28 protein-coding genes are annotated in these 25,169 nt (G+C 59.8%); 15 read left to right on the forward strand and 13 right to left on the reverse strand.

What is annotated here, in order from left to right:
• The first annotated feature begins 2 nt into the window (after positions 1–2).
• Both AC1RP7_RS22735 and AC1RP7_RS22740 read left to right on the forward strand, forming a co-directional pair.
• Positions 3–614, forward strand: a complete 612-nt coding sequence (locus tag AC1RP7_RS22735; RefSeq protein ID WP_493182897.1) for a superoxide dismutase — start codon at positions 3–5, stop codon at positions 612–614.
• Between the two features lie 31 nt (positions 615–645).
• Complete coding sequence (locus AC1RP7_RS22740; RefSeq protein WP_057716421.1) at positions 646–1,539, forward strand: ZIP family metal transporter; 894 nt, start codon at positions 646–648, stop codon at positions 1,537–1,539.
• Positions 1,540–1,567: 28 nt separating this feature from the next.
• Here AC1RP7_RS22740 and AC1RP7_RS22745 read toward each other — a convergent pair whose 3' ends face one another.
• From AC1RP7_RS22745 to AC1RP7_RS22790, 10 genes are all read right to left on the reverse strand, one after another.
• Positions 1,568–1,840 (reverse strand): HPr family phosphocarrier protein, encoded by a 273-nt coding sequence (locus tag AC1RP7_RS22745; protein ID WP_057716420.1) that lies wholly within the window; start codon positions 1,838–1,840, stop codon positions 1,568–1,570.
• A gap of 15 nt (positions 1,841–1,855) precedes the next feature.
• On the reverse strand, positions 1,856–2,713 hold the full coding sequence (gene rapZ / locus AC1RP7_RS22750) for an RNase adapter RapZ (protein ID WP_057716419.1): 858 nt from the start codon (positions 2,711–2,713) through the stop codon (positions 1,856–1,858).
• A 2-nt stretch (positions 2,714–2,715) separates the two neighbouring features.
• Positions 2,716–3,180, reverse strand: a complete 465-nt coding sequence (gene ptsN / locus AC1RP7_RS22755) for a PTS IIA-like nitrogen regulatory protein PtsN (protein ID WP_008046148.1) — start codon at positions 3,178–3,180, stop codon at positions 2,716–2,718.
• A 12-nt stretch (positions 3,181–3,192) separates the two neighbouring features.
• The gene (hpf, locus tag AC1RP7_RS22760) at positions 3,193–3,501 is read right to left on the reverse strand and encodes a ribosome hibernation-promoting factor, HPF/YfiA family (protein WP_007941242.1); all 309 of its coding nucleotides are present in this window, start codon (positions 3,499–3,501) and stop codon (positions 3,193–3,195) included.
• A 74-nt stretch (positions 3,502–3,575) separates the two neighbouring features.
• Positions 3,576–5,069 carry an RNA polymerase factor sigma-54 gene (locus AC1RP7_RS22765; RefSeq protein ID WP_015093497.1) on the reverse strand — a complete coding sequence of 498 codons (1,494 nt, stop codon included), beginning with the start codon at positions 5,067–5,069 and terminating at the stop codon, positions 3,576–3,578.
• Between the two features lie 247 nt (positions 5,070–5,316).
• Positions 5,317–6,042 carry an LPS export ABC transporter ATP-binding protein gene (gene lptB / locus AC1RP7_RS22770; protein WP_008054366.1) on the reverse strand — a complete coding sequence of 242 codons (726 nt, stop codon included), beginning with the start codon at positions 6,040–6,042 and terminating at the stop codon, positions 5,317–5,319.
• Positions 6,042–6,590 (reverse strand): lipopolysaccharide transport periplasmic protein LptA, encoded by a 549-nt coding sequence (gene lptA, locus AC1RP7_RS22775; protein WP_057716418.1) that lies wholly within the window; start codon positions 6,588–6,590, stop codon positions 6,042–6,044. Before lptA ends, lptB begins: the two co-directional genes overlap by 1 nt.
• The gene (lptC, locus tag AC1RP7_RS22780; protein WP_057716417.1) at positions 6,577–7,149 is read right to left on the reverse strand and encodes an LPS export ABC transporter periplasmic protein LptC; all 573 of its coding nucleotides are present in this window, start codon (positions 7,147–7,149) and stop codon (positions 6,577–6,579) included. Before lptC ends, lptA begins: the two co-directional genes overlap by 14 nt.
• A gap of 7 nt (positions 7,150–7,156) precedes the next feature.
• Positions 7,157–7,681 carry a KdsC family phosphatase gene (locus AC1RP7_RS22785; protein WP_008018712.1) on the reverse strand — a complete coding sequence of 175 codons (525 nt, stop codon included), beginning with the start codon at positions 7,679–7,681 and terminating at the stop codon, positions 7,157–7,159.
• Entirely contained in the window at positions 7,681–8,655 is a 975-nt protein-coding gene (locus tag AC1RP7_RS22790) for a KpsF/GutQ family sugar-phosphate isomerase (RefSeq protein WP_218494925.1), read from the reverse strand. The genes AC1RP7_RS22785 and AC1RP7_RS22790 overlap by 1 nt, the downstream gene beginning before the upstream one ends.
• Positions 8,656–8,930: 275 nt before the next feature.
• Between AC1RP7_RS22790 and AC1RP7_RS22795 the strand changes: the two genes are divergently transcribed.
• From AC1RP7_RS22795 to hisC, 10 genes are all read left to right on the forward strand, one after another.
• Positions 8,931–9,740, forward strand: a complete 810-nt coding sequence (locus AC1RP7_RS22795; RefSeq protein WP_007986707.1) for an ATP-binding cassette domain-containing protein — start codon at positions 8,931–8,933, stop codon at positions 9,738–9,740.
• Positions 9,740–10,537, forward strand: a complete 798-nt coding sequence (gene mlaE / locus AC1RP7_RS22800; protein ID WP_057716415.1) for a lipid asymmetry maintenance ABC transporter permease subunit MlaE — start codon at positions 9,740–9,742, stop codon at positions 10,535–10,537. The genes AC1RP7_RS22795 and mlaE overlap by 1 nt, the downstream gene beginning before the upstream one ends.
• The gene (gene mlaD / locus AC1RP7_RS22805; protein ID WP_007970271.1) at positions 10,537–11,004 is read left to right on the forward strand and encodes an outer membrane lipid asymmetry maintenance protein MlaD; all 468 of its coding nucleotides are present in this window, start codon (positions 10,537–10,539) and stop codon (positions 11,002–11,004) included. Before mlaE ends, mlaD begins: the two co-directional genes overlap by 1 nt.
• Positions 11,005–11,015: 11 nt before the next feature.
• Positions 11,016–11,669, forward strand: coding sequence for an MlaC/ttg2D family ABC transporter substrate-binding protein (locus AC1RP7_RS22810; RefSeq protein WP_057716414.1), 654 nt, complete (start codon positions 11,016–11,018; stop codon positions 11,667–11,669).
• Positions 11,666–11,971 carry an STAS domain-containing protein gene (locus AC1RP7_RS22815; RefSeq protein WP_090453094.1) on the forward strand — a complete coding sequence of 102 codons (306 nt, stop codon included), beginning with the start codon at positions 11,666–11,668 and terminating at the stop codon, positions 11,969–11,971. Before AC1RP7_RS22810 ends, AC1RP7_RS22815 begins: the two co-directional genes overlap by 4 nt.
• Before the next feature lie 114 nt (positions 11,972–12,085).
• Positions 12,086–12,325, forward strand: a complete 240-nt coding sequence (locus AC1RP7_RS22820; protein WP_020796650.1) for a BolA family protein — start codon at positions 12,086–12,088, stop codon at positions 12,323–12,325.
• A 22-nt stretch (positions 12,326–12,347) separates the two neighbouring features.
• The gene (murA, locus tag AC1RP7_RS22825; protein ID WP_056728381.1) at positions 12,348–13,613 is read left to right on the forward strand and encodes a UDP-N-acetylglucosamine 1-carboxyvinyltransferase; all 1,266 of its coding nucleotides are present in this window, start codon (positions 12,348–12,350) and stop codon (positions 13,611–13,613) included.
• A gap of 125 nt (positions 13,614–13,738) precedes the next feature.
• Positions 13,739–14,374: an ATP phosphoribosyltransferase gene (gene hisG / locus AC1RP7_RS22830; protein ID WP_008018703.1), complete on the forward strand. Its 636-nt coding sequence runs from the start codon at positions 13,739–13,741 to the stop codon at positions 14,372–14,374.
• 126 nt (positions 14,375–14,500) lie between these two features.
• Positions 14,501–15,838 carry a histidinol dehydrogenase gene (gene hisD, locus AC1RP7_RS22835; protein WP_057716412.1) on the forward strand — a complete coding sequence of 446 codons (1,338 nt, stop codon included), beginning with the start codon at positions 14,501–14,503 and terminating at the stop codon, positions 15,836–15,838.
• Between the two features lie 2 nt (positions 15,839–15,840).
• Complete coding sequence (hisC, locus tag AC1RP7_RS22840) at positions 15,841–16,893, forward strand: histidinol-phosphate transaminase (protein WP_218494926.1); 1,053 nt, start codon at positions 15,841–15,843, stop codon at positions 16,891–16,893.
• 138 nt (positions 16,894–17,031) lie between these two features.
• On the opposite strand, the gene AC1RP7_RS22845 is transcribed toward hisC, so the two are convergent.
• From AC1RP7_RS22845 to algW, 3 genes are all read right to left on the reverse strand, one after another.
• Complete coding sequence (locus tag AC1RP7_RS22845; RefSeq protein WP_218494927.1) at positions 17,032–17,751, reverse strand: DUF4198 domain-containing protein; 720 nt, start codon at positions 17,749–17,751, stop codon at positions 17,032–17,034.
• A 12-nt stretch (positions 17,752–17,763) separates the two neighbouring features.
• Positions 17,764–19,869 carry a TonB-dependent siderophore receptor gene (locus AC1RP7_RS22850; protein WP_218494928.1) on the reverse strand — a complete coding sequence of 702 codons (2,106 nt, stop codon included), beginning with the start codon at positions 19,867–19,869 and terminating at the stop codon, positions 17,764–17,766.
• 87 nt (positions 19,870–19,956) lie between these two features.
• Positions 19,957–21,117: a Do family serine endopeptidase AlgW gene (gene algW, locus AC1RP7_RS22855; RefSeq protein ID WP_057716410.1), complete on the reverse strand. Its 1,161-nt coding sequence runs from the start codon at positions 21,115–21,117 to the stop codon at positions 19,957–19,959.
• Between the two features lie 103 nt (positions 21,118–21,220).
• Here algW and AC1RP7_RS22860 point away from each other — a divergent pair, with 103 nt between their 5' ends.
• The 3 genes from AC1RP7_RS22860 to cysN all read left to right on the forward strand — a co-directional run bounded on the left by AC1RP7_RS22860 (position 21,221) and on the right by cysN (position 25,064).
• The gene (locus AC1RP7_RS22860) at positions 21,221–21,979 is read left to right on the forward strand and encodes a Nif3-like dinuclear metal center hexameric protein (protein WP_057716409.1); all 759 of its coding nucleotides are present in this window, start codon (positions 21,221–21,223) and stop codon (positions 21,977–21,979) included.
• A gap of 259 nt (positions 21,980–22,238) precedes the next feature.
• Positions 22,239–23,156 carry a sulfate adenylyltransferase subunit CysD gene (cysD, locus tag AC1RP7_RS22865; protein ID WP_008046199.1) on the forward strand — a complete coding sequence of 306 codons (918 nt, stop codon included), beginning with the start codon at positions 22,239–22,241 and terminating at the stop codon, positions 23,154–23,156.
• Positions 23,157–23,165: 9 nt separating this feature from the next.
• Positions 23,166–25,064 carry a sulfate adenylyltransferase subunit CysN gene (cysN, locus tag AC1RP7_RS22870; RefSeq protein ID WP_493182895.1) on the forward strand — a complete coding sequence of 633 codons (1,899 nt, stop codon included), beginning with the start codon at positions 23,166–23,168 and terminating at the stop codon, positions 25,062–25,064.
• Positions 25,065–25,169 lie beyond the last annotated feature (105 nt).

Raw genomic sequence — 25,169 nt, forward strand, 5'->3', positions numbered from 1 at the left:
ACATGGCTTTTACCTTGCCTGCCTTGCCGTACGCCTACGACGCCCTGGAGCCGCACATCGATGCGCAGACCATGGAGATCCACTACACCAAGCATCACCAGACCTACATCAATAACCTGAACGCGGCTGTTGAAGGCACCGAGTATGCCGAGTGGCCCGTGGAGAAGCTGGTGTCCGCCGTTCAGCAACTGCCGGAAAAACTACGGACGGCGGTGATCAACCAAGGTGGCGGCCACGCCAATCATTCGTTGTTCTGGGAAGTCATGGCGCCCGACGGTGGTGGCGAGCCCGAAGGCGTGCTGGCCAAGGCCATCGATGAACAACTGGGCGGTCTCGACAGCTTCAAGGAAGCCTTTACCAAGGCCGCGTTGACCCGCTTCGGCAGCGGCTGGGCCTGGCTGAGCGTGACCCCGCAAAAGACCTTGGTAGTGGAAAGCAGCGGTAACCAGGACAGCCCGTTGATGAGCGGCAATACCCCGATTCTGGGTCTCGACGTCTGGGAGCACGCCTATTACCTGCGTTATCAGAACCGTCGTCCGGAATACATCAGCGCGTTCTACCGCGTGATCAATTGGCCGCAAGTCGCTGCGCGCTATCAGGCCGCACTGGTTTAAGTCTTCCATAAAAACAATCCAAGGCTGGACTATGGGCACTGAAACACTGGCGATCGGAAATGGACGGATGTTTCGTTACGCGTTTGGATCGCTGTTACTGCTGGCGGGAATGAGCCTTTTGGTTGCCCATGGGCTGGCATGGCTCGACCTTGAGCCGAAGTTGCTGCGCGCACTGCAGGGCGGTGCGATCTGCGCCTTGGGTACCGCGTTGGGCGCGGTGCCGGTGTTGGTGATTCGGCGGATGCCGCAGAGGCTCAGCGACACTTTGCTTGGCTTTGGCGCTGGCGTGATGCTGGCTGCGACGGCATTTTCGCTGATCGTTCCGGGCATCTCTGCCGCCGAAGGGCTTGGACTGTCACCTTGGGCGTCCAGTGGGTTGATCAGCTTCGGCATTATGCTCGGCGCCTTCCTGTTGTTCCTGGTGGATCGGAAGGTCTCTGGCGCCAGCCCGGACATGCTGGTCGGCACGCTGGAACGACCGGTCATTGCTCCGCGGATCTGGCTGTTCGTATTTGCCATCATCGCCCACAACATCCCGGAAGGCATGGCGGTAGGTGTTTCGGCCGGTGGCGCAATGCCTGACGCCGACAGCCTCGCCATGGGCATTGCCTTGCAGGATGTACCGGAAGGGTTGGTCATCGCTTTGGTGCTGGCCGGGGCAGGGATGTCCCGGGGCAAGGCGTTCCTGATCGGTGCGGCGTCAGGTTTGGTAGAACCGGTGTTCGCACTGCTATGCGCGTGGCTGGTAAGCCTGGCCGAACTGCTGCTGCCTTTGGGATTGGCGCTGGCGGCGGGGGCGATGCTGCTGGTGGTGACCCACGAAGTCATTCCCGAGTCGCGCCGCAATGGTCATGACAAGCTTGCCAGCCTCGGGCTGCTGATGGGGTTTTGTTTGATGATGGTGATGGATACGGCCCTCGCTTGATTTGTGCTGAGGGGCTTTTGTGGTTGTATTACTCGCCTTCGTCGAAGAAGTTGTTGATCAACGCCACCAGCGCATCCAGCGCTTCCTGTTCCTGCTCGCCTTCTGTGCTCAAGTGGATCGTGGTGCCTTTGCCGGCGGCCAGCATCATCATCGCCATGATACTTTTGCCATCGACCATGGACTGTGGTGTACGTCCGGCCCTGATCTGGCACGGGAACTGACCTGCTACCCCAACGAATTTTGCAGAAGCGCGAGCGTGCAGACCCAGTTTATTGATGATTTCGATTTCCAGAGCAGGCATCGCGATGTGAATCCTTTAGCTGAGGTCGCGGTGGCGGACCTGGACGTTCTTCAGGGATTGTTGCAGCGTTTGCCCCAGACGCTCGGTCAGGTAGACGGAACGGTGATGTCCGCCAGTGCAGCCAATGGCAATGGTGACGTAGGCGCGGTTGCTGGCGGCAAAGCGAGGCAGCCACTTTAGCAGGTATGTGGAAATGTCCTGGAACATCTCTTCGACATCCGGCTGGGCCGCCAGGTATTCGGCAACCGGTTGATCGAGCCCGGACTGTTCGCGCAACTCCGGTTTCCAGTAAGGGTTGGGCAGGCAGCGCACATCGAACACCAGGTCGGCGTCCACCGGCATGCCGCGCTTGAAGCCGAAGGATTCCACCAGGAACGCAGTCCCCGGCTCCGGCTGATTCAACAGACGCAGTTTGATGGCATCGCGCAGTTGATAGAGGTTCAGGCTGGTGGTGTTGATCTTGAGATCGGCGAGGTCGGCAATCGGCCCGAGCAGGACGCTCTCGACGCTGATGGCTTCGGCCAGCGAGCGGTTGGCGTTGGTCAGGGGGTGACGTCGGCGGGTTTCCGAGAAACGCTTGAGCAGGGTTTCTTCGTCGGCGTCCAGGTACAGCACATCGCACTGGATGTGGCGGGCACGGACTTCCTCGAGCAGGTCGGGGAAGCGTGACAGGTGGCTGGGAAGGTTGCGCGCGTCAATGGAAACGGCGACCAGCGGCTGCAACATCTCGGTATGAACCAGGGCGCGTTCGGCCAGCTCCGGCAGCAGACCGGCTGGCAGGTTGTCGATGCAGTAGTAGCCGCTGTCCTCAAGAACGTCGAGGGCGGTACTTTTACCTGAGCCGGAACGGCCACTGACGATGATCAAGCGCATGATTACTGACCGTTTTGCTCGTCAAGGACAACCTGATACAGGGCTTCGTTGCTTGCAGCACTACGCAGCTTTTCGCGAACTTCCTTGCGGTCGAGCATGCTGGCGATCTGTCGCAGCAGCTCAAGGTGCGCATCGGTGGCGGCTTCCGGGACCAACAGCACGAACAGCAGGTCAACCGGCGCGCCGTCGATGGCGTCGAAATCGATAGGGGCGTCCAGGTGCATCAATGCACTGATGGGCGAAACACAGCCCTTGAGACGGCAATGTGGAATAGCGATGCCATTGCCAAACCCGGTGGAGCCGAGTTTTTCACGGGCGATCAGCGCCTCGAAGACATCTTGCATCTCCAGGGCCGGCACTTCGCGGGCGATAAGATTGGCAATTTGTTCGAGGGCTTTCTTTTTACTGCCTCCCGGCACGTTCACCAAGGAACGGCCGGGGGTCAGGATACTTTCAAGTCGGATCATGGGTTGGGAGTGTTAACGACCGGTTGCGCCCTGGAGGAGGCTCTGGGTCTTTTCCTTATGCTTTTTGAGTTGTTTATCCAGCTTGTCGGTGAGTGCGTCGATCGCGGCATACATATCGGTATGTTCCGCGTTGGCGACCACTTCATTCCCGGGAATATGCAGCGTGGCTTCGATTTTCTGCTTCAGTTTTTCGACGGTCATCGTGACCTGCACATTAGTGATCTTGTCGAAATGTCGCTCCAATCGTTCGAGTTTTTCGCCGATGTAGGTGCGAAGAGGTTCGGTCACTTCCAGTTGGTGTCCACTGATGTTGACTTGCATACAGCTTCTCCTTCGTTGCCAGTGCATAAAGCGGCAGATCAGATGATCTACCACTGGAACGCTGTGGTGTGGCCCTACATCAACCGCTTGCGTTCGCTCGAAGGCGCGATCCCGAGGGATTCGCGGTACTTGGCGACGGTGCGGCGAGCCACCTGAATGCCTTGTGCCTCCAGTAAACCAGCGATCTTGCTGTCACTCAACGGCTTTTTCTGATTTTCCGCTGCAACCAGTTTTTTGATGATCGCCCGGATCGCCGTGGACGAGCATTCGCCGCCTTCGGAGGTGCTTACGTGACTGGAAAAAAAGTACTTCAGTTCATAAATGCCCCGGGGGGTGTGCATGAACTTCTGGGTGGTCACCCGTGAAATCGTCGATTCATGCATGCCGACCGCTTCGGCGATGTCATGCAGGACCAGCGGCTTCATGGCTTCGTCGCCGTACTCCAGAAAGCCGCGCTGATGCTCGACGATCTGGGTGGCAACCTTCATCAGGGTTTCATTGCGGCTTTGCAGGCTCTTGATGAACCAGCGGGCCTCCTGCAACTGATTGCGCATGAAGGTATTGTCGGCGCTGGTGTCGGCGCGGCGCACGAAACCGGCGTACTGGGCATTGACCCGCAGCCGTGGCACCGACTCCTGATTGAGCTCCACCAGCCAGCGCTCGTTGTCCTTGCGCACGATGACGTCAGGAACGACGTACTCGGCTTCGGTGGACTCGATCTGCGAGCCCGGGCGCGGGTTGAGGCTCTGGACTAGCTCGATGACCTGGCGCAGCTCATCTTCCTTGAGCTTCATGCGACGCATCAACTGGCTGTAGTCGCGGCTGCCAAGCAGGTCGATGTAATCGGTGACCAGGCGCTTGGCCTCGGCCAGCCAAGGGGTCTTGGCAGGCAGCTGGCGCAATTGCAGCAGCAGGCATTCGCCCAGGTTGCGGGCGCCGATGCCGGCGGGCTCGAATTGCTGGATGCGGTGCAGGACGGCTTCGATTTCGTCCAGTTCGATGTCCAGTTCCGGGTCGAACGCTTCGAGGATTTCCTCGAGGGTTTCGTCCAGGTAGCCCTGATTGTTGATGCAGTCGATCAGGGTTACGGCGATCAGGCGATCGGTGTCGGACATCGGGGCCAGGTTCAGTTGCCACAGCAAGTGGCTCTGCAGGCTTTCGCCGGCCGAGGTGCGGGTGGTGAAGTCCCACTCGTCATCATCATTGCTGGGCAGGCTGCTGGCGCTGGTCTGGTAAACGTCTTCCCACGCGGTGTCGACGGGGAGTTCGTTGGGGATACGCTCGTTCCAGTCACCCTCATCGAGGTTATCAACCGTCGGGGCGCTCTCCTGGTAGGAGGGCTCCTGGATGTCGGTGTTGGGCTTTTGTTCGGCGTTGTCGGCCAGGGGGTCGGAATTGTCGAAGTCGTCGCCTTCTTCCTGGCGTTCGAGCATCGGATTGGACTCCAGGGCCTCCTGGATTTCCTGTTGCAGGTCCAGGGTCGACAATTGGAGCAGGCGGATGGCCTGTTGCAGCTGCGGTGTCATCGTCAGCTGCTGGCCCATTCTCAAGACTAGCGATGGTTTCATGGCAGGGGCTTAACACCTTATTCGCCGGCGCACATGCGCCATCCACTACAGGGCGCCGGGGCGCCAAACTTAAGCAAATTATATGCCTGAAACTAAAGGGTTTGCCTAGAGCGCTGTAACAATAAAAAACTATAAAGCTGTGTTGCAGCGCTGCCCTTGTCGAGGGCTGACCACGCTTGTCGGCACGGAAGCGCTGGTGAGTGGCTGGTCAGGTGCCCGGGCAAGCTGCCTGGGCACGGCTCAGCGCTTACAGGCGGAACTCATGGCCCAGATACACTTCCTTGACCAGGTCGTTGGCCAGGATGGTCTCTGCGTCGCCTTCGGCAATCAGTTGGCCGTCATTGACGATATAGGCGGTTTCACAGATATCCAGGGTTTCACGAACGTTGTGGTCCGTGATCAGCACGCCAATGCCCTTGGCCTTGAGGTGGTGAATGATCTGCTTGATGTCGCCGACCGAAATCGGGTCCACGCCGGCGAAGGGCTCGTCGAGGAGGATGAATTTCGGGTTGGTGGCCAGGGCGCGGGCGATTTCCACGCGACGGCGCTCACCACCGGACAGGCTCATGCCCAGGTTGTCGCGGATGTGGCTGATGTGGAATTCCTGCAGCAGGCTTTCCAGCTCCTTGCGACGACCGGCCTTGTCGAGTTCCTTGCGGGTCTCGAGGATGGCCATGATGTTGTCGGCCACCGACAGTTTGCGGAAGATCGATGCTTCCTGCGGCAAGTAGCCGATACCGGCCTTTGCGCGGCCGTGCATCGGTTGGTGGCTGACGTCCAGGTCATCGATCAGGACACGGCCCTGATCGGCTTGCACCAGGCCGACGATCATGTAGAAGCAGGTGGTCTTGCCAGCGCCGTTCGGGCCAAGCAGGCCGACGATCTGGCCGCTGTCGATGGACAGGCTGACGTCACGCACGACCTGGCGGCTCTTGTAGCTCTTGGCCAGATGCTGAGCTTTCAGAGTTGCCATTACTGGGCCTTTTTCTCGTCGGTTTTCTTCTTCGGCTGGATCACCATGTCGATACGCGGACGCGCCTCGGTGACTTTGCTGCCTGTGGCGCGACCGGCGCTGGCGAGTTTCTTGTCCGTGTCGTAGACAATTTTCTCGCCTTGGGTGACGTTGTTGTCCTTGTCGACAACTTTGGCCTTGTCGATCAGTACGACGCGATTTTGCGAAGCGTGATACTGGATCGTCACGCCCCAACCCTGGACAGGCTTGGTATCGCCAGCCGTTTGCAATTGCTCGAAGTACGCCAGGTTGCCCACCGAGGTCACTACGTCAATGTCGCCAGCCGGGGTGCGGGTGATGGTAACGGTGTTGCCTGTCACCTTCATCGAGCCTTGGGTGATGATCACGTCACCCTTATAGGTAGCAATACCTTGCTTGTCGTCCAGCTGGGCATCGTCGGCCTGAATACGGATAGGCTGCTGTTGGTCTTCCGGCAGAGCCCAGGCGCTCACGCTTCCCAGTGCTGCGCCCAGACTGAGCAAAATCGGGAGGGTTTTAACGAGCCTCATACTGTCCTCTTACGTTCGATAGCAGGTGTATCCTGCTTTCTTTCAAATACGCTTTCATTCCCTTGCCAGTCGATACACCGCCAGCGCCGTCGATTCTAACGTCTTGCTCGGTCTGCGCATATTGCTGCTGCGGGAACACGGTCATGCGGGTGCTGGTGATCAGGGTTCTACGGTTTTTCTCGTCGAAGCGCGTGATGCGCACGTCATCGATCAGTTCGACCTGTGTGCCATCAGGGTTGACCTCGCCGCGCAGGCTCTGGACGTGCCACGGGAATTCAGTGCCGCGGAACACATTCAGGTCGGGGTTGGTCAGCAATGTCACCTCGGTCGCTTTCACGTGCTCGACCTTGTCGGACACCAGATCATATTGCAGCTTGCCGTCGGGCAGGTACTGCACGCTGTGGGCGTTGATGGCGTAATAGTCGATCGCGCTTTCATCGACCGGCGTTACCGGCTTGTCGAGGAAGCGTTCCGGGCTGATGTTCCAGTAGCCAACCGCAGCGAATATCGCCGCGATGCAACTGAACATCAGGGTGTTGCGAAACTTTTTGCTCAGCATAGTGGGCTCACAGGTACGCCGCATTGGCCGCGTCGAGGCGGTCCTGGGCGCGCAGGATCAATTCGCAGAATTCGCGAGCGGCACCTTCGCCGCCACGGGCGAGGGTGATGCCGTGGGCGTGTTCACGCACGAAGCTGGCGGCATTGGCCACCGCCATGCCCAGGCCGACGCGGCGAATCACCGGCAGGTCCGGCAGGTCGTCGCCGAGGTAGGCCACCTGTTCATAGCTCAGGTTGAGTTGGGCCAGCAGTTCGTCGAGTACCACCAGTTTATCCTCGCGACCCTGATAGAGGTGCGGGATACCGAGGTTTTTGGCCCGCCGCTCGACCACCGGGGTCTTGCGGCCACTGATGATGGCGGTCTGCACGCCGGCGGCCATCAGCATCTTGATGCCCTGGCCGTCGAGGGTGTTGAACGTCTTGAACTCGCTGCCGTCTTCGAGGAAGTACAGGCGCCCATCGGTCAGCACGCCATCGACATCGAACACCGCCAGCTTGATCTGTTTGCCGCGTTGCAGCAGGTCCGCACTCATTACATTACTCCTGCACGCAGCAAGTCGTGCATGTTCAAGGCGCCAACCGGGCGGTCTTCACTGTCGACTACGACCAGCGCGTTGATTTTATGGTCTTCCATGATTTTCAGCGCTTCGGCGGCGAGCATCTCGGCGCGGGCAGTCTTGCCGTGTGCTGTCATGACCTGTTCGATGGTAGCGCTATGGATGTCGATGCTACGGTCCAGCGTGCGACGCAAGTCACCGTCAGTAAAGATCCCGGCCAGCTTTCCGTCGGCTTCCAGGATCACGGTCATGCCCAGGCCTTTGCGGGTCATTTCCATTAGTGCGTCCTTCAGCAGGGTGCCGCGCTGTACTTGCGGTAACTCTTGCCCGGCGTGCATTACATTTTCCACTTTCAGCAGCAGGCGTCGGCCCAGGGCGCCGCCGGGATGGGAAAAGGCGAAGTCTTCCGCGGTAAAGCCACGGGCTTCCAGCAGCGCGACTGCCAAGGCATCGCCCATGACCAGGGCGGCGGTGGTCGACGAGGTGGGGGCCAGGTTCAACGGACAGGCTTCGTGCTCGACGTGAACATTCAGGTTGACCTCGGCGGCCTTGGCTAGCGGCGAGTCAGGCTTGCCGGTCACGCTGATCAACTGAATGCCCAGGCGCTTGATCAGTGGCAGCAGGGTCACGATTTCATTGGTGGAGCCGGAATTCGAGAGCGCCAGAATGATGTCGTCGCGGGTAATCATGCCCATGTCACCGTGGCTGGCTTCAGCCGGGTGCACAAAAAACGCCGTGGTGCCGGTGCTGGCCAAGGTCGCGGCAATCTTGTTGCCGATGTGTCCCGACTTGCCCATGCCGACCACGACTACGCGGCCTTTGCTGGCCAGAATCATCTCGCAAGCGCGTACGAAATCTGCGTCGATATGGGGTAGCAGGCCTTGCACGGCTTCTACCTCGAGGCGGATGGTGCGTTGTGCAGATTGAATCAGGTCGCTGGATTGGCTCATGTCAGAAATCGTATAGCCTGATGAAAAGGCGGCGATTATAACGGTTATGATCGAATCCCTCACGCTAGTTCGTCGCGCATTGCCATCCTTGTTGCCGGAAACCCTCTAAACGGGGCCTTCAACCTGTCGTGCAGTTGAACATGACCTGGCTTTGGCCTTGGGCGCGCAGCCGTTGCAGTGATATAGTTCGCCGCCAGTTCGGCCTGCCCGGGAGGTATGTGCTTTTGTCAGAAAGCCAGGCGTCCGAGTGAGAGGCTGCATCGCAAGGAGTTTAGATGAGTGCCGATAACGCCTACGCGGTCGAGCTGAAGGGACTGTCCTTCAAGCGCGGTGCGCGCAGCATTTTCAATAATGTCGATATCCGTATCCCGCGCGGCAAGGTCACCGGCATCATGGGGCCTTCCGGGTGTGGCAAGACCACGCTCTTGCGTCTGATGGGCGCCCAGTTGCGGCCCACCAAGGGCGAAGTCTGGGTCAACGGTCAGAACCTGCCAAAACTGTCGCGCAGCGACCTGTTCGACGCGCGCAAGCACATGGGCGTGCTGTTTCAGAGCGGCGCACTGTTTACCGACCTCGATGTCTTCGAGAACGTCGCTTTTCCGTTGCGTGTTCATACACAACTGCCGGATGAAATGATCCGCGACATTGTCCTGCTCAAATTGCAGGCCGTGGGCTTGCGCGGTGCTATCGAACTGATGCCCGACGAGCTTTCCGGCGGCATGAAACGCCGTGTTGCGCTGGCCCGGGCGATTGCGCTCGACCCGCAGATCCTCATGTACGACGAGCCCTTTGTCGGCCAGGACCCCATCGCAATGGGCGTTCTGGTGCGCCTCATCCGGTTGCTCAACGATGCGCTGGGCATCACCAGCATCGTGGTATCCCACGACCTGGCCGAGACCGCGAGCATTGCCGACTACATTTATGTGGTGGGCGATGGTCAGGTGTTGGGGCAGGGGACGCCTGACGAGTTGATGAATTCGGATGAACCGCGCATTCGTCAGTTCATGACCGGCGAACCCGATGGCCCGGTTCCGTACCACTTTCCAGCGACGGATTACCGCGCAGATCTTCTGGGGAAGCGCTGATGCGCAGAATTTCATTGATGGAGCGCGTTCGCCGCTTCGGCCAGGCCGGCATCGATGTGCTGGCGGTGTTCGGGCGTTCGAGCCTGTTCCTGTTCCATGCCTTGCTCGGCCGGGGCGGTATCGGTGGCGGCTTCGGGCTGCTGGTCAAGCAGTTGCATTCGGTGGGCGTGATGTCCCTGGTGATCATCGTGGTCTCCGGGGTGTTCATCGGCATGGTGCTGGCGCTGCAGGGCTTCAACATTCTTTCCAGCTATGGTTCGGAGCAGGCTGTCGGGCAGATGGTGGCGCTGACGCTGCTGCGTGAACTGGGGCCGGTGGTGACCGCCTTGCTGTTCGCCGGGCGCGCAGGTTCGGCGTTGACTGCCGAAATCGGCAACATGAAGTCCACCGAGCAGTTGTCCAGCCTGGAAATGATCGGGGTCGACCCGCTCAAGTACATCATCGCGCCACGCCTGTGGGCCGGTTTCATTTCCCTGCCGGTGCTGGCGATGATTTTCAGCGTGGTGGGTATCTGGGGCGGCTCGTGGGTAGCGGTCGACTGGCTGGGGGTCTATGAGGGCTCCTACTGGTCGAACATGCAGAACAGCGTGACGTTCGCCGACGATGTGCTCAACGGGATCATCAAAAGTATCGTCTTTGCCTTTGTCGTGACCTGGATCGCCGTATTCCAAGGCTATGACTGCGAACCCACTTCCGAGGGGATCAGTCGTGCCACTACCAAGACCGTTGTATATGCCTCGTTGGCAGTACTCGGCCTGGACTTTATTCTGACCGCCTTGATGTTTGGAGATTTCTGATGCAAAACCGCACCCTGGAAATCGGTGTCGGCCTTTTCTTGCTGGCTGGCATCCTGGCTTTGCTCTTGTTGGCGTTGCGGGTCAGTGGCCTGTCCCCGACTCCGAGCACCGACACGTATAAACTTTACGCCTACTTCGACAATATCGCCGGTTTGACGGTCAGAGCAAAGGTGACCATGGCCGGTGTGACCATCGGTAAGGTCACGGCCATCGATCTGGATCGCGACAGTTTCACCGGTCGGGTGACCATGCAGCTGGAAAAACGCATCGATAATCTGCCGGCGGACTCCACTGCATCTATCCTGACTGCTGGCCTGTTGGGCGAGAAGTACATCGGTATCAGCGTGGGCGGGGAAGACACCCTGCTCAAGGATGGTGGAACCATCCATGACACGCAGTCATCGCTGGTGCTCGAAGACCTGATCGGTAAATTCCTGCTCAATACCGTTAGCAAAGAAGCTAAATGAGGAACTGTTAAATGATCTCTATCTTGCGACGTGGCCTGTTGGTAATGCTCGCGGTGTTTCCGTTGGTGTCCCACGCCGTAGCGGCGACTTCGGCGCACGATCTGGTGCAGGACACAACCAACCGTATGCTCGCGGACCTGGCGGCAAACAAAGAGAAGTACAAGCAGGATCCGCAAGACTTTTATGCGGCGCTGAACACCATCGTCGGGCCGGTCGTGGATGCCGAGGGTATTTCCAAGAGCATCATGACGGTCAAGTACTCGCGTAAAGCTACGCCTGCACAGATGAAGACCTTCGAAGAAAACTTCAAGAAGGGTCTGTTCCAGTTCTATGGCAATGCCTTGCTGGAGTACAACAACCAGGGCATCACCGTTGAACCGGCCAAAGACGAGTCGGGCGACCGTACCAGTGTAGGCATGACTGTCAAAGGCAGCAGCGGCGCGATCTATCCAGTGTCCTACACGCTGGAAAAGATCAACGGCGAGTGGAAACTGCGTAACGTCATCATCAATGGCATCAATATCGGCAAGCTGTTCCGCGATCAGTTCGCCGACGCGATGCAGCGCAATGGCAACGACCTGGACAAGACCATCAATGGTTGGGCCGGGGAAGTCGCCAAGGCCAAGGAAGCCACCGACAAGAAACCAGAGCAGTCAGCCCAATGAGTGAGTCGGCAGTCCAGATGGACGAAGCGGGCGAGCTGCGACTCAGTGGCGTGCTGGATTACCGCACCGGCCCTGGCCTGCGCGAGCAGGGCAAGGCGCTGATCAAAGCCAGCAACGCTGCAGCGCTGGTGGTCGATTGCTCGGCGGTAACCAAGTCCAGCAGTGTCGGTTTGTCGTTGCTGCTGTGCTTTATCCGTGATGCGCAGGAGGCCGGCAAGGCCCTGAGCATCCGTGGGATGCCGGAAGACATGCGTGAAATCGCTCAGGTCAGCGAGCTGACCGAGCTGTTGGCGCATCCCTAACCCGCATCTATGAATAAGCCCCCCGTCTGAGTCCTGCTTGGCGGGGTTCGCAGGCGCGGGGCTTTTTTGTATGATGTCCGACCCGCGCGCACAGGGCGCCGATTGAGGTTGAGCATGCAGGCCAACGAAGTTAAGAGCTTTCTTGAAGGAAAGCTGCCCGGAACGAAAGTAGAAGTCGAGGGCGAAGGCTGCAATTTCCAGCTGAACGTGATTAGCGATGAACTGGCGGCGTTGAGCCCGGTCAAGCGTCAGCAGCAGGTCTATGCCCATTTGAACCCATGGATCACCGATGGCAGCATCCATGCGGTCACTATGAAATTTTTCAGCAGCGCGGCCTGGGCCGAGCGCACCTGAGCCCAAGGGCGTCGAGATTCTTATGGATAAATTGATTATTACTGGCGGTGCTCGTCTTGACGGCGAGATCCGCATCTCCGGGGCAAAGAACTCTGCCCTGCCGATCCTGGCGGCTACCCTGCTGTGCGATGGCCCGGTGACTGTGGCCAACCTGCCGCACCTGCACGACATCACCACCATGATCGAGCTGTTCGGGCGCATGGGTATCGAACCTGTGATCGACGAGAAGCTGGCCGTCGAAATCGACCCGCGCACCATCAAGACCCTGGTCGCACCTTACGAACTGGTTAAAACCATGCGTGCGTCGATTCTGGTGCTCGGTCCTATGGTTGCTCGTTTCGGTGAAGCCGAAGTCGCCTTGCCTGGCGGTTGCGCCATCGGTTCGCGTCCGGTTGACCTGCACATCCGTGGCCTGGAAGCCATGGGCGCCGTCATCGACGTCGAAGGCGGCTACATCAAGGCCAAGGCGCCTGAAGGTGGCCTGCGCGGTGCGCACTTCTTCTTCGATACCGTCAGTGTGACCGGTACCGAAAACATCATGATGGCCGCGGCCTTGGCCAAGGGCCGTAGCGTCCTGCAAAACGCCGCTCGCGAGCCTGAAGTGGTCGACCTGGCGAACTTCCTGAACGCCATGGGCGCCAAGGTTTCCGGCGCCGGTACCGATACCATCACCATCGATGGCGTCGAGCGTCTGCACACCACCACTTATAAAGTAATGCCTGACCGCATCGAAACCGGCACCTATCTGGTGGCGGCGGCGGTGACCGGTGGTCGTGTGAAGGTCAAGGATACGGATCCGACCATCCTCGAAGCCGTTCTGGAAAAACTCCGTGAGTCCGGTGCCGAAATCACTTGTGGCGAAGACTGGATCGAGCTGAACATGCACGGTAAGCGTCCGAAAGCCGTCAACGTGCGGACCGCTCCGTACCCGGCGTTCCCGACCGACATGCAGGCGCAGTTCATCTCCCTCAACGCCATTGCCGAAGGCACCGGCGCTGTGATCGAGACGATCTTCGAAAACCGCTTCATGCACGTCTACGAGCTGCACCGCATGGGCGCCAAGATCCAGGTCGAAGGCAACACCGCCATCGTCACCGGCACCGAAAAGCTCAAGGGCGCGCCAGTGATGGCGACCGACCTGCGTGCTTCGGCCAGCCTGGTGATCTCGGCCCTGATCGCCGAAGGCGACACGCTGATCGACCGCATCTACCACATAGACCGTGGCTACGAGTGCATCGAAGAAAAACTGCAGATGCTGGGCGCCAAGATCCGTCGCGTTCCGGGCTAGTCCCTGCTGTATGGGCATAAGGACATGCCCGTTGATTTGTTGAAGTCGAGCCGTTTTCGGCTCGATGTGTGTCCGGCGCCATTTGCGACCGGGCATGAGTACCTTGATAAGGACTGACGTTTCCCATGTTGACCATCGCACTGTCCAAGGGCCGCATCCTTGACGACACCCTGCCGCTTCTGGCTGAAGCGGGCATCGTGCCGACCGAGAATCCGGACAAGAGCCGCAAGCTGATCATTCCCACGACCCAGGAAGATGTACGCCTGCTGATCGTGCGTGCCACCGATGTGCCAACTTACGTCGAGCATGGTGCCGCCGACCTCGGTGTCGCCGGTAAAGATGTGCTGATGGAATACGGCGGCCAGGGCCTGTATGAGCCGCTGGACCTGCAAATTGCCCAGTGCAAGCTGATGACCGCCGGCAAGGTCGGCGCGGTCGAGCCCAAGGGCCGCCTGCGTATCGCCACCAAGTTCGTCAACGTTGCCAAGCGCTACTACGCCGAACAGGGCCGTCAGGTCGACATCATCAAGCTCTACGGTTCGATGGAGCTGGCGCCGCTGATCGGCCTGGCGGACAAGATCATCGACGTGGTCGACACTGGTAACACGCTGCGGGCCAACGGTCTGGAGCCACAGGATTTCATTGCTGCCATCAGCTCCCGGCTGATCGTCAACAAAGCTTCGATGAAGATGCAGCACGCCCGTATCCAGGCGTTGATCGACACCCTGCGCAAGGCAGTGGAGTCTCGACACCGCGGCTGATTCACCTGCGCGACGTTAAGTCGCGCCCGTCTATCCGCCTCATAGCCAGAATTCTCAGGTGCCCAAGCGGAAACGACTGCTAAGTTAGGGCGCCTGAGTTTTTGCCATTCCTATGAGGCTCTCGCTATGACCGCACCGACTGCAATTCGCCGACTCAACGCTGCTGACCCGGATTTCGCGCATCATCTGGATCATCTGCTGAGCTGGGAAAGTGTGTCTGACGACTCGGTCAATCAGCGGGTGCTGGACATCATCAAGGCTGTGCGTGAGCGTGGCGACGCGGCACTGGTGGACTTTACCCGCCAGTTCGACGGCCTGGACGTGAAGTCCATGGCCGACCTGATCCTGCCGCGTGAGCGTCTGGAATTGGCACTGACGCGCATTACCGTGGCCCAACGCGAAGCGCTGGAAGTCGCTGCCGCCCGTGTACGCAGCTACCACGAAAAACAGAAGCAGGACTCCTGGAGCTACACCGAGGCCGACGGCACCGTGCTGGGCCAGAAAGTCACGCCGCTGGACCGTGCCGGCCTGTACGTACCCGGTGGCAAGGCGTCGTACCCGTCGTCGGTGTTGATGAACGCGATTCCGGCCAAGGTCGCCGGCGTCACCGAAGTGGTCATGGTCGTACCGACCCCGCGCGGTGAAATCAATGAACTGGTGCTGGCCGCTGCCTGCATCGCCGGCGTCGACCGTGTGTTCACCATCGGTGGCGCTCAAGCCGTTGCCGCATTGGCTTACGGCACCGAAAGCGTGCCGAAGGTCGATAAAGTGGTCGGCCCGGGCAACATCTATGTCGCCACCGCCAAGCGCCACGTGTTTGGCCAGGTCGGAATCGACATGATCGCCGGTCCCTCCGAGATCCTGGTGGTGTGCGACGGCCAGACCGATCCGGACTGGATCGCCATGGACCTGTTCTCCCAGGCCGAGCACGACGAAGACGCCCAGGCGATTCTGGTCAGCCCAGACGCCGAATTCCTCGACAAGGTCGCCGCCAGCATCGCCAAGCTGATGCCGACCATGGAGCGCGCCGCGATCATCGAAACCTCGATCAATGGCCGTGGTGCACTGATCAAGGTGCGCGACATGGAGCAAGCCATCGAAGTGGCCAACCGCATCGCGCCGGAGCACCTCGAATTGTCCGTTGCCGATCCACAAGCCTGGCTGCCGCAGATCCGCCACGCCGGCGCGATCTTCATGGGGCGCCACACCTCTGAAGCCTTGGGCGACTACTGCGCAGGTCCCAACCACGTGCTGCCGACCTCCGGCACCGCGCGTTTCTCCTCGCCGCTGGGTGTGTACGACTTCCAGAAACGCTCGTCGATCATCTTCTGTTCCGAGCAGGGCGCTTCCGAGTTGGGCAAAACCGCTTCCGTGCTGGCCCGTGGCGAATCGCTGACCGCCCACGCGCGTAGCGCCGAGTACCGCATCGTCGACGAAGACTTTCCACAAGGGCAGGGGAACTGAACATGAGTAAATTCTGGAGCCCGTTCGTCAAGAATCTGGTGCCTTACGTCCCGGGCGAGCAGCCGAAGCTGGCAAAACTGGTGAAGCTCAACACCAATGAAAATCCGTACGGTCCATCGCCCAAAGCCTTGTCCGCGATGCAAACCGAACTGAACGACAACCTGCGTCTGTACCCGGACCCGAACAGCGATCTGCTGAAGAACGCGGTCGCCAGGTACTACGGTGTGCAAAGTAATCAAGTGTTCCTCGGCAACGGTTCCGATGAAGTGCTGGCGCACATCTTCCACGGTTTGCTGCAGCACGATCAGCCGCTGTTGTTCCCGGACATCAGCTACAGCTTCTACCCGGTCTACTGCGGTTTGTACGGCATCAAGTTCGACGCGGTGCCGCTGGACGAGCAGTTCCAGATCAACCCGGCGGACTATGCCAGGCCGAACGGCGGGATCATCTTCCCCAACCCGAACGCACCGACCGGCTGCCTGTTGGCGCTGGAAGCGGTGGAGCAGATTCTCAAGGCAAGCCCGGATTCGGTGGTGGTGGTCGACGAGGCCTACATCGACTTCGGTGGCGAGACGGCAATCACCCTGGTGGACCGTTATCCGAACCTGCTGGTGACCCAGACCCTGTCCAAGTCCCGTTCCCTGGCGGGCCTGCGGGTTGGATTGGCGGTGGGCCATCCGGACCTGATCGAGGCGCTGGAGCGGATCAAGAATAGCTTCAACTCCTATCCGCTGGATCGCATGGCGAATGTCGGCGCTGCCGCCGCGTTCGAGGATCGCGAGTATTTCGACAAGACCTGCCGGTTGGTGATCGAGAATCGCGAGAAGGTCGTTGCACAGCTGGAGGAGAAGGGTTTTGAAGTGCTGCCATCGGCGGCGAACTTCATTTTTGCCCGTCACCCCCGGCACGATGCGGCGGGGCTTGCGGCGAAGCTGCGCGAGCAAGGCGTGATCGTTCGGCACTTCAAGCAGGAGCGGATTGCCCAGTTCCTGCGGATCTCCATCGGCACGCCGGAGCAGAATCAGGCGCTGATCGACGGTTTAGGCGATCTCTAAACCATCCCCCGAACCTGTGGGAGCGAGCTTGCTCGCGATGAGGCCATAACATTCAATATTTTGTTGAATGTCACACCGACATCGTCGGAACGCCGCCCGGAGCAAGCTCGCTCCCACAGTGTTTAGTGTCGCTTTGACTTATTCGTGATGCGGCTCGCCCAGGAACGTCAGTGAACTGAACAGCCCGCGACTATTCACATCAATGCTGTCCTTCACCGGCACTTCCACCTGCGCCGAAATCACGTTCAAGCCTTCATTGCGCACCAGCACCTGCGCCCGGCCGTTTGCATCGGTTTCGGTGCTCAAGGTATTCGGTGCGTTGCGATAGTCCCCCACCAGCTTCACGCCCGCAGCGGGTTTGCCATCCAGTAACACTTGGACTGGCAGCGACTGGCCCGGCCCTACGGTCAGCGGATCGACCTCAGGCAGAATCAGCAATTTCATTTGATCCAGCTTGGGCAGCTTTGCACCCGGCTGATAGATCGCCAGGCTGTACTTGAACGTCTGCGTCGCCTCGATCGCTCCCGGCACTTTGCTGCGTCCTTCGTTGATCCATTTCTTGTCGGCGGTCTGCGACCACATCCCATTGTCGAGCGCCACCGCCATCACGGCGGGTGGTTTAAGCGGTTGCAGGCGCGCGTGATCAGGCAGGCGCTGCACCGTCACCGGAATCATTTTTCCATTGACGTCATAGGCCCAGGCACCGCTGATTTTCTGTGCCTTGAAGGTGTTGTCTTCGGCGCCGTGCCCGTAAATGACCTCGATGTTTCCACGACGTTGTTCGGTCCACAGGCCGTGGGCCGAGACCTCGGTGGCAAACAGCAAGCCGAGCAGTGCCAGGGGTTTGAGTGGGTGCATGGGGACGTCCTTTTACAGAGTGAGTGTCAGGCTGACGGTGAAATTGCGCGGCTCGCCGGGGTTGACCCAGTAGTTGCTGTAGGAGCGCTCGAAATACTTTTCGTCGAAAATGTTGTTCAGGTTCAGGCCCACCGTGATGTTGTCGCTGGTCTTGTAATGGGCCAGCAGGTCGACGGTGTGATACGCGGGTAACTCAAAGTCGCTGCCAGCTTCGCCCGAGCGATCGCCGACATAAGTGAACGCGGCGCCAAGGTCCGAGCCGCGCAGTCGACCGTCCTGGAACTCATAAACACCCAACAGGCTGCCACTGCGTTTGGCCACGCCGAGAATGCGGCTGCCGGCGGGAATGACCTTGTCGCCCTCAGTGACTTCAGCGTCGATGTAGGCGAAGGCGCCAATCACGCGAACAGCGTCGCTGACATGTCCGGTGACTTGCAGATCGATGCCCTGACTGCGTGCCTTTCCCATGGCGCGGCTGGTGTCTGTACCCGGGTCGAGGGCGAGGACGTTTTCTTTCTCGATATGGAAAGCGGCGAGGGTGCTGCTCAAACGGTCATCGAACAGCTCGCTCTTGATCCCGATTTCGTAGCCGATGCCTTCTTCCGGGTCGAAGGATTTACCGGCCGCGTCCAGGCCATTGTTCGGCTTGAACGAGGTCGAGGCGTTGGCGAACAGGCCGACTTCAGGTGTCAGTTGATAAAGCAAGCCAGCCCGTTGGGTCAGCGCGTCGTGGCTCTGAGTGCTGGTAGCGCCACGGGTGTGATCGTCGATGTGTTGCTCGAAATGTTCGAAGCGCACACCGAGCATGCCCCGCAGCTTATCGGTGAAGATGATCTGGTCCTGCAGGTTCAGTGCATGGCTTTCGACGTGTTCGAAGAAATCCGTGCCAGAGCGCGCGCCGTTGGGTTTTGGCTGGCCATAGACCGGTTGGTAGATGTCGATGGCGTAGGGGCTGCCGGCAATGGTCGTCACCCGTTCGTTCTTGCGGTAGTTCTCGTATTCGCTGCCGATCAACAGTTCGTGCTGCAAACTGCCGGTGTCGAAAAAGCCGCGCAGTTCGAGTTGGGTAATGCTGTCGTGCCAATCGTTGTCACGCTCGCGATAGCGGCGGTTGACGGTACGGCCGTCGGCATTCAGCGGGCGCGCTTCTGACGCGAAACCCCAGAGTTTGCCTTCCTTGTAATGGCTGGCCAGGCGCAGTTTCCAGCTGTCGCCGAGCTGATGTTCGAGGGCGGCCTGCAGCATGTTGTTGTGGTTGTCGATGTCTCCATCATCGGGTTCGCCGAGGAAGGTCGAACGGGAGACGCCGCTCCAGGTGTTGTTGGGGGCGACGATGCCGCGATCGAAGGTCGAGCTGTGGCGAACGAATTCGCTTTCCACCAACAGGCTCGTGTCCTGGTTCAGTTGCCAGCTGAAGGAGGGCGCGACAAATACGCGCTGGCTGTCGACGTGATCGCGGAAGCTGTGGTTGTCCTCTATGGCCAGGTTGACCCGCGACAGCACGTTGCCTTGGTCATCCAGTGGCGTGTTGACGTCCAGCGCCGTGCGATAACGATCCCAGCTGCCCGCGCTGGTGTTCAGGGTCGCGAAGGCTTCGGGCTGAGGTTTCTTGGTGACGATGTTGACTGTGCCGCCCGGATCACCTCGGCCATACAAACTGGCGGCGGGGCCTTTGAGCACCTCGATGCGCTCGATGTTCGCCACATCCGGCGTGCTTGGGTAGCCACGGTTGGCGCTGAAGCCGTCCTTGTAGAACTCCGACGTGGTGAAGCCGCGTACGCTGTATTCGTATAGCGTCAGGCCACCGAAGTTGTTCTGCTTCGAAACGCCGCCGGCAAAGTCCAGCGCGCGCTCAACGCTGGTGCTGCCCAGATCGTTGAGCACGCTGATGGGGACCACGCTGATCGATTGCGGGATGTCGCGAATGGCGGTGTCGGTTTTGGTCGCGCTGGCGGAACGGGTGGCGCGGTAGCCAGCGACAGGCCCGGTAGGGGATTCGTAGTCGGAAGTGACGCTGATGGCATCCAGTTCCAACGCTTGGGGTTCTTCGGCGAAGGCCGGTTCTCCCAACAGCCCGAGGGCAAGACTTGCCACCGAGGCCTTTATTCGAGACGACATGTTATGTTGTTCCAATTTCAAGAATTGAAACAACATAACATAACTAATGAGAATGTCTTCCATCGACCCGAAATGATCGGGTCTGGCTTATTCCTCTTCTTTTTCCTTGATCGGAGCCGGCGGCGGACGCAGGCCGACTTCAGCCATCAGCTTGAGCTCCTTGCCGTTGCGCATCACCTCGATCGCGACCTTGTCGGTCGGCTTGATCCGCGCTACCTGATTCATCGAGCGACGGCCATCACCGGCCGGTTCGCCATCGATGGCAAGAATCACATCACCCAGTTGCAGACCGGCCTTCTGTGCCGGGCCATCGCGGAAAATTCCCGCCACGACAATGCCTGGACGACCGGACAAGCCGAACGACTCGGCCAGTTCCTGGGTCAGCGGCTGCACCTCGATACCCAGCCAGCCACGAATCACCTGGCCGTGCTCGATGATCGACTTCATCACTTCCATCGCCAGCTTCACGGGGATTGCGAACCCAATGCCCTGGGAGCCCCCGGACTTGGAAAAGATCGCCGTGTTGATGCCGGTCAGGTTGCCGATGGCATCCACCAGCGCACCGCCAGAGTTGCCCGGGTTGATCGCCGCATCGGTCTGGATGAAGTCTTCGTAGTTGTTCAGGCCCAATTGATTGCGCCCGGTGGCGCTGATGATGCCCATGGTTACGGTCTGGCCGACGCCGAACGGGTTGCCGATGGCCAGCGCGACATCGCCGATGCGGATGTTGTCGGAACGCCCCACGGTGATCGCCGGCAAGTTTTTCAAGTCGATTTTCAGAACCGCGAGGTCAGTCTCCGGGTCGCTGCCGATCACTCGCGCCAGGGTTTCCCGGCCGTCCTTGAGCGCCACCACGATCTGGTCGGCACCGCTGGTCACGTGGTTGTTGGTCAGGATGTAGCCTTCCGGGCTCATGATCACGCCGGAACCGAGGCTCGACTCCATGCGTTTCTGCTTGGGCGAGTTATCGCCGAAGAAGCGACGAAACTGCGGATCTTCGAACAGCGGATGGTTGGGTTTGTTGATGACTTTGGTGGTGTACAGGTTCACCACCGATGGCGCGGCAGTGGATACCGCTTCGGCATAAGACACCGGACCCTGCTGCATGCTGGTGGTTTGCGGCGCCTGTTGCAGATTGACGTCGAGGCTCGGGAGCCCGACCCATTGCGGGTAACGCTGGATTATCAAAAGAGCGACAAGCACGCCGGCCAACAGCGGCCAGCCGGAAAAACGCAGCGCCTTGAGCATTAAGCAGTTCCTGAGAGAGTTGCAGGCGGTCTGAGACCGCTCATAATGACGCGCATTATACGAGGCCGCACGCGCCTCTGAACGGGATATTTAGGAGTCTTTTATGGCCGTCGCCCTGAGCACCCTGGTCGAAGAAGCCGACCGCTACCTCAACAGCGCCAAAATCGCCGATTATTGCCCCAACGGCCTGCAGGTCGAGGGGCGGCCACAAGTGATGCGCATTGTCAGTGGGGTCACCGCCAGCCAGGCCTTGCTCGATGCGGCCGTGGAGGCCAACGCAGACCTGGTGCTGGTGCATCATGGCTACTTCTGGAAAGGTGAAAACCCGTGCATCACCGGCATGAAGCAGCGCCGCTTGAAGACCCTGCTCAAGCACGATATCAGCCTGTTGTCCTATCACCTGCCGCTGGACCTGCACCCGGACGTCGGCAATAACGCGCAGCTCGCGCGACAGCTCGACATCACCGTCGAAGGACCGCTGGATCCGGACAACCTGAAGATTGTCGGCCTGGTCGGCTCGCTGAACGAGCCAATGATGCCCCGGGATTTCGCCCGCCGCGTCCAGGAAGTGATGGGGCGTGAGCCGCTGTTGATCGAAGGCAGCGCCATGGTACGCCGCGTCGGCTGGTGCACCGGTGGTGGCCAGGGTTACATCGATCAAGCCATTCTGGCGGGTGTCGATCTGTACCTCAGCGGCGAGGCTTCCGAGCAAACCTTCCACAGCGCCAGGGAAAACGACATCAGCTTCATCGCCGCCGGTCACCATGCGACCGAGCGCTACGGCGTTCAGGCGCTGGGGGATTATCTGGCCCGCCGGTTTGCGCTGGAGCACATCTTCATCGATTGCCCGAATCCGATCTGACGAAACGCTATCCCTGTAGGAGCGAGCCTTGCTCGCGATGTACCCGAGAACACCGCGGGGTGTCAGACTCCCAGCGTTATCGTTGACGACCATCGCGAGCAGGCTCGCTCCTACAGAGCGCCGTTCTGCCCAAACGGGCAGGCATATTCATATGCTCTTTCGATCTAGTTGGCGTCCTGATTAGAAGGGGTCGCTGTGCTAGGATCCCCGCTCGAACACGGCCCGGTGGCCGTTCATAAGAAAGTTTTCGTGAGTAGCCATGGTCGACAAACTGACGCATCTGAAACAGCTGGAGGCGGAAAGCATCCACATCATCCGCGAGGTGGCCGCCGAGTTCGATAACCCGGTGATGCTGTACTCCATCGGTAAAGACTCCGCCGTGATGCTGCATCTGGCACGCAAGGCGTTCTTCCCGGGCAAGCTGCCGTTTCCGGTGATGCACGTCGACACTCGCTGGAAATTCAAGGAGATGTACAGCTTCCGCGACAAGATGGTCGCCGAGCTGGGCCTCGACCTGATCACCCACGTCAACCCGGACGGCGTGGCGCAGGACATCAACCCGTTCACCCACGGCAGCGCCAAGCACACCGACATCATGAAGACCGAGGGCCTCAAGCAGGCACTCGACAAGTATGGTTTCGACGCAGCATTTGGCGGCGCCCGTCGCGATGAAGAGAAATCCCGCGCCAAAGAGCGCGTGTACTCGTTCCGCGACAGCAAGCACCGCTGGGATCCGAAAAACCAGCGCCCCGAGCTGTGGAACGTCTACAACGGCAAGGTCAACAAGGGCGAGTCGATCCGCGTCTTCCCGCTGTCGAACTGGACCGAGCTGGACATCTGGCAGTACATCTACCTTGAAGGCATCCCGATCGTTCCGCTGTATTTCGCCGCCGAGCGTGAAGTCATCGAGAAGAACGGCACGCTGATCATGATCGACGACGAGCGCATCCTCGAGCACCTGAGCGACGAAGACAAAGCGCGCATCGTCAAAAAGAAAGTGCGTTTCCGTACCCTTGGTTGCTACCCGTTGACGGGCGCGGTGGAGTCCGAGGCCGAAAGCCTCACGGACATCATTCAGGAAATGCTCCTGACGCGAACTTCCGAGCGCCAGGGCCGTGTCATCGACCACGATGGCGCAGGCTCGATGGAAGACAAAAAACGTCAGGGTTATTTCTAAGGGGTTGTCATGTCGCACGCATCTGATTTGATCAGCGAGGACATCCTCGCCTACCTGGGCCAGCACGAACGTAAAGAGCTGCTGCGCTTTCTGACCTGCGGTAACGTCGACGACGGCAAGAGCACCCTGATCGGGCGCCTGCTGCACGACTCCAAGATGATCTACGAAGATCACCTGGAAGCCATTACCCGCGATTCGAAAAAAGTCGGCACCACCGGCGAAGACATCGACCTGGCGCTGCTGGTCGACGGCCTGCAGGCCGAGCGTGAACAAGGCATCACCATCGATGTCGCGTACCGCTACTTCTCCACCGCCAAGCGCAAATTCATCATCGCCGACACCCCTGGCCATGAGCAGTACACCCGCAACATGGCCACCGGTGCCTCTACCTGTGACCTGGCGATCATCCTGGTCGACGCCCGTTACGGCGTGCAGACCCAGACCCGTCGCCACAGCTTCATCGCCTCGTTGCTGGGCATCAAGCACATAGTCGTGGCCATCAACAAGATGGACCTCAAGGACTTCGACCAGGGTGTGTTCGAGTCGATCAAGGCCGACTACCTGCAGTTCGCCGAAGGCTTGAAGCTCAAGCCCACCAGCATGCACTTCGTGCCGATGTCTGCGCTGAAGGGCGACAACGTGGTGAACAAGTCCGAGCGCTCGCCGTGGTACACCGGCCAGTCGCTGATGGAGATCCTCGAGACCGTGGAAGTGGCGGGCGATCGCAACTTCACCGACTTGCGTTTCCCGGTTCAGTACGTCAACCGTCCGAACCTGAACTTCCGTGGCTTCGCCGGCACCCTGGCCAGCGGCATCGTCAAGAAAGGCGACGAAGTCGTGGTCCTGCCGTCGGGCAAGAGCAGCCGCGTGAAATCCATCGTCACCTTCGAAGGTGAACTGGAGCACGCAGGCCCTGGTCAGGCTGTAACGCTGACCATGGAAGACGAAATCGATATTTCCCGTGGCGACCTGTTGGTACATGCCGACAACGTGCCGCCAGTCACCGACAGCTTCGAAGCGATGCTGGTGTGGATGGCTGAAGAGCCGATGCTGCCGGGCAAGAAGTACGACATCAAACGCGCCACCAGTTACGTGCCTGGCTCCATCGCCAGCATCGTCAACAAGGTCGACGTGAACACCCTGGAAGAAGGTCCGGCCAGTGCGTTGCAGCTGAACGAAATCGGCAAGGTCAAGATCGCGCTCGATGCGCCGATTGCCCTCGACGGTTACGACAGCAACCGCACCACCGGCGCCTTCATCATCATCGACCGCTTGACCAACGGCACCGTTGGCGCGGGCATGATCGTCGCCCAGCCTGTAGCTCACGGCAGCTCCACGCACCACGGCAAACTGGCCCACGTCGCCACCGAAGAGCGTGCACAGCGCTTCGGCCAGCAACCGGCCACCGTGTTGTTCAGCGGCTTGTCGGGCGCGGGCAAAAGCACCCTGGCGTATGCGGTTGAACGCAAGCTGTTCGACCTGGGGCGCGCGGTGTTCGTGCTCGATGGCCAGAACCTGCGTCACGACCTCAACAAAGGTCTGCCACAGGATCGCGCCGGGCGTACAGAGAACTGGCGTCGTGCCGCGCACGTGGCGCGTCAGTTCAACGAGGCTGGTCTGCTGACCCTCGCTGCGTTCGTTGCCCCGAGTGCCGAAGGGCGTGAACAGGCCCGGGAACTGATCGGCAAGGAGCGTCTGCTGACGGTCTACGTCCAGGCTTCGCCGACGGTCTGCGCCGAGCGTGATCCGCAAGGTTTGTACGCGGCGGCCGGGGATAACATCCCGGGCGAGTCCTTCCCGTACGATGTGCCGCTGGATGCCGACCTGGTGATCGACACCCAGTCCGTGTCGCTGGAGGAAGGCGTCAAGCAAGTGCTGGGTCTGCTGCGTGAGCGTAGCGCGATCTAAGCGCTGGCCGGTAAAAAGAAACCCGTCGATGAGTGATCATCGGCGGGTTTTTTTGTGTCTGGTAATCAGTCAAAACAAACACTAAACCTGTGGGAGCGAGCTTGC

The sequence above is a fragment of the Pseudomonas sp. GW822-FHT01E03 genome (assembly GCF_058802985.1).

Excerpts from the sequence above, each read along its gene's own strand:
- AC1RP7_RS22735 (WP_493182897.1), top strand. The coding sequence starts at position 3 with ATGGCTTTTACCTTGCCTGCCTTGCCGTACGCCTACGACGCCCTGGAG.
- AC1RP7_RS22740 (WP_057716421.1), top strand. The coding sequence starts at position 646 with ATGGGCACTGAAACACTGGCGATCGGAAATGGACGGATGTTTCGTTAC.
- AC1RP7_RS22745 (WP_057716420.1), bottom strand. The coding sequence starts at position 1,840 with ATGCCTGCTCTGGAAATCGAAATCATCAATAAACTGGGTCTGCACGCT.
- rapZ (WP_057716419.1), bottom strand. The coding sequence starts at position 2,713 with ATGCGCTTGATCATCGTCAGTGGCCGTTCCGGCTCAGGTAAAAGTACC.
- ptsN (WP_008046148.1), bottom strand. The coding sequence starts at position 3,180 with ATGATCCGACTTGAAAGTATCCTGACCCCCGGCCGTTCCTTGGTGAAC.
- hpf (WP_007941242.1), bottom strand. The coding sequence starts at position 3,501 with ATGCAAGTCAACATCAGTGGACACCAACTGGAAGTGACCGAACCTCTT.
- AC1RP7_RS22765 (WP_015093497.1), bottom strand. The coding sequence starts at position 5,069 with ATGAAACCATCGCTAGTCTTGAGAATGGGCCAGCAGCTGACGATGACA.
- lptB (WP_008054366.1), bottom strand. The coding sequence starts at position 6,042 with ATGGCAACTCTGAAAGCTCAGCATCTGGCCAAGAGCTACAAGAGCCGC.
- lptA (WP_057716418.1), bottom strand. The coding sequence starts at position 6,590 with ATGAGGCTCGTTAAAACCCTCCCGATTTTGCTCAGTCTGGGCGCAGCA.
- lptC (WP_057716417.1), bottom strand. The coding sequence starts at position 7,149 with ATGCTGAGCAAAAAGTTTCGCAACACCCTGATGTTCAGTTGCATCGCG.
- AC1RP7_RS22785 (WP_008018712.1), bottom strand. The coding sequence starts at position 7,681 with ATGAGTGCGGACCTGCTGCAACGCGGCAAACAGATCAAGCTGGCGGTG.
- AC1RP7_RS22790 (WP_218494925.1), bottom strand. The coding sequence starts at position 8,655 with ATGAGCCAATCCAGCGACCTGATTCAATCTGCACAACGCACCATCCGC.
- AC1RP7_RS22795 (WP_007986707.1), top strand. The coding sequence starts at position 8,931 with ATGAGTGCCGATAACGCCTACGCGGTCGAGCTGAAGGGACTGTCCTTC.
- mlaE (WP_057716415.1), top strand. The coding sequence starts at position 9,740 with ATGCGCAGAATTTCATTGATGGAGCGCGTTCGCCGCTTCGGCCAGGCC.
- mlaD (WP_007970271.1), top strand. The coding sequence starts at position 10,537 with ATGCAAAACCGCACCCTGGAAATCGGTGTCGGCCTTTTCTTGCTGGCT.
- AC1RP7_RS22810 (WP_057716414.1), top strand. The coding sequence starts at position 11,016 with ATGATCTCTATCTTGCGACGTGGCCTGTTGGTAATGCTCGCGGTGTTT.
- AC1RP7_RS22815 (WP_090453094.1), top strand. The coding sequence starts at position 11,666 with ATGAGTGAGTCGGCAGTCCAGATGGACGAAGCGGGCGAGCTGCGACTC.
- AC1RP7_RS22820 (WP_020796650.1), top strand. The coding sequence starts at position 12,086 with ATGCAGGCCAACGAAGTTAAGAGCTTTCTTGAAGGAAAGCTGCCCGGA.
- murA (WP_056728381.1), top strand. The coding sequence starts at position 12,348 with ATGGATAAATTGATTATTACTGGCGGTGCTCGTCTTGACGGCGAGATC.
- hisG (WP_008018703.1), top strand. The coding sequence starts at position 13,739 with ATGTTGACCATCGCACTGTCCAAGGGCCGCATCCTTGACGACACCCTG.
- hisD (WP_057716412.1), top strand. The coding sequence starts at position 14,501 with ATGACCGCACCGACTGCAATTCGCCGACTCAACGCTGCTGACCCGGAT.
- hisC (WP_218494926.1), top strand. The coding sequence starts at position 15,841 with ATGAGTAAATTCTGGAGCCCGTTCGTCAAGAATCTGGTGCCTTACGTC.
- AC1RP7_RS22845 (WP_218494927.1), bottom strand. The coding sequence starts at position 17,751 with ATGCACCCACTCAAACCCCTGGCACTGCTCGGCTTGCTGTTTGCCACC.
- AC1RP7_RS22850 (WP_218494928.1), bottom strand. The coding sequence starts at position 19,869 with ATGTCGTCTCGAATAAAGGCCTCGGTGGCAAGTCTTGCCCTCGGGCTG.
- algW (WP_057716410.1), bottom strand. The coding sequence starts at position 21,117 with ATGCTCAAGGCGCTGCGTTTTTCCGGCTGGCCGCTGTTGGCCGGCGTG.
- AC1RP7_RS22860 (WP_057716409.1), top strand. The coding sequence starts at position 21,221 with ATGGCCGTCGCCCTGAGCACCCTGGTCGAAGAAGCCGACCGCTACCTC.
- cysD (WP_008046199.1), top strand. The coding sequence starts at position 22,239 with ATGGTCGACAAACTGACGCATCTGAAACAGCTGGAGGCGGAAAGCATC.
- cysN (WP_493182895.1), top strand. The coding sequence starts at position 23,166 with ATGTCGCACGCATCTGATTTGATCAGCGAGGACATCCTCGCCTACCTG.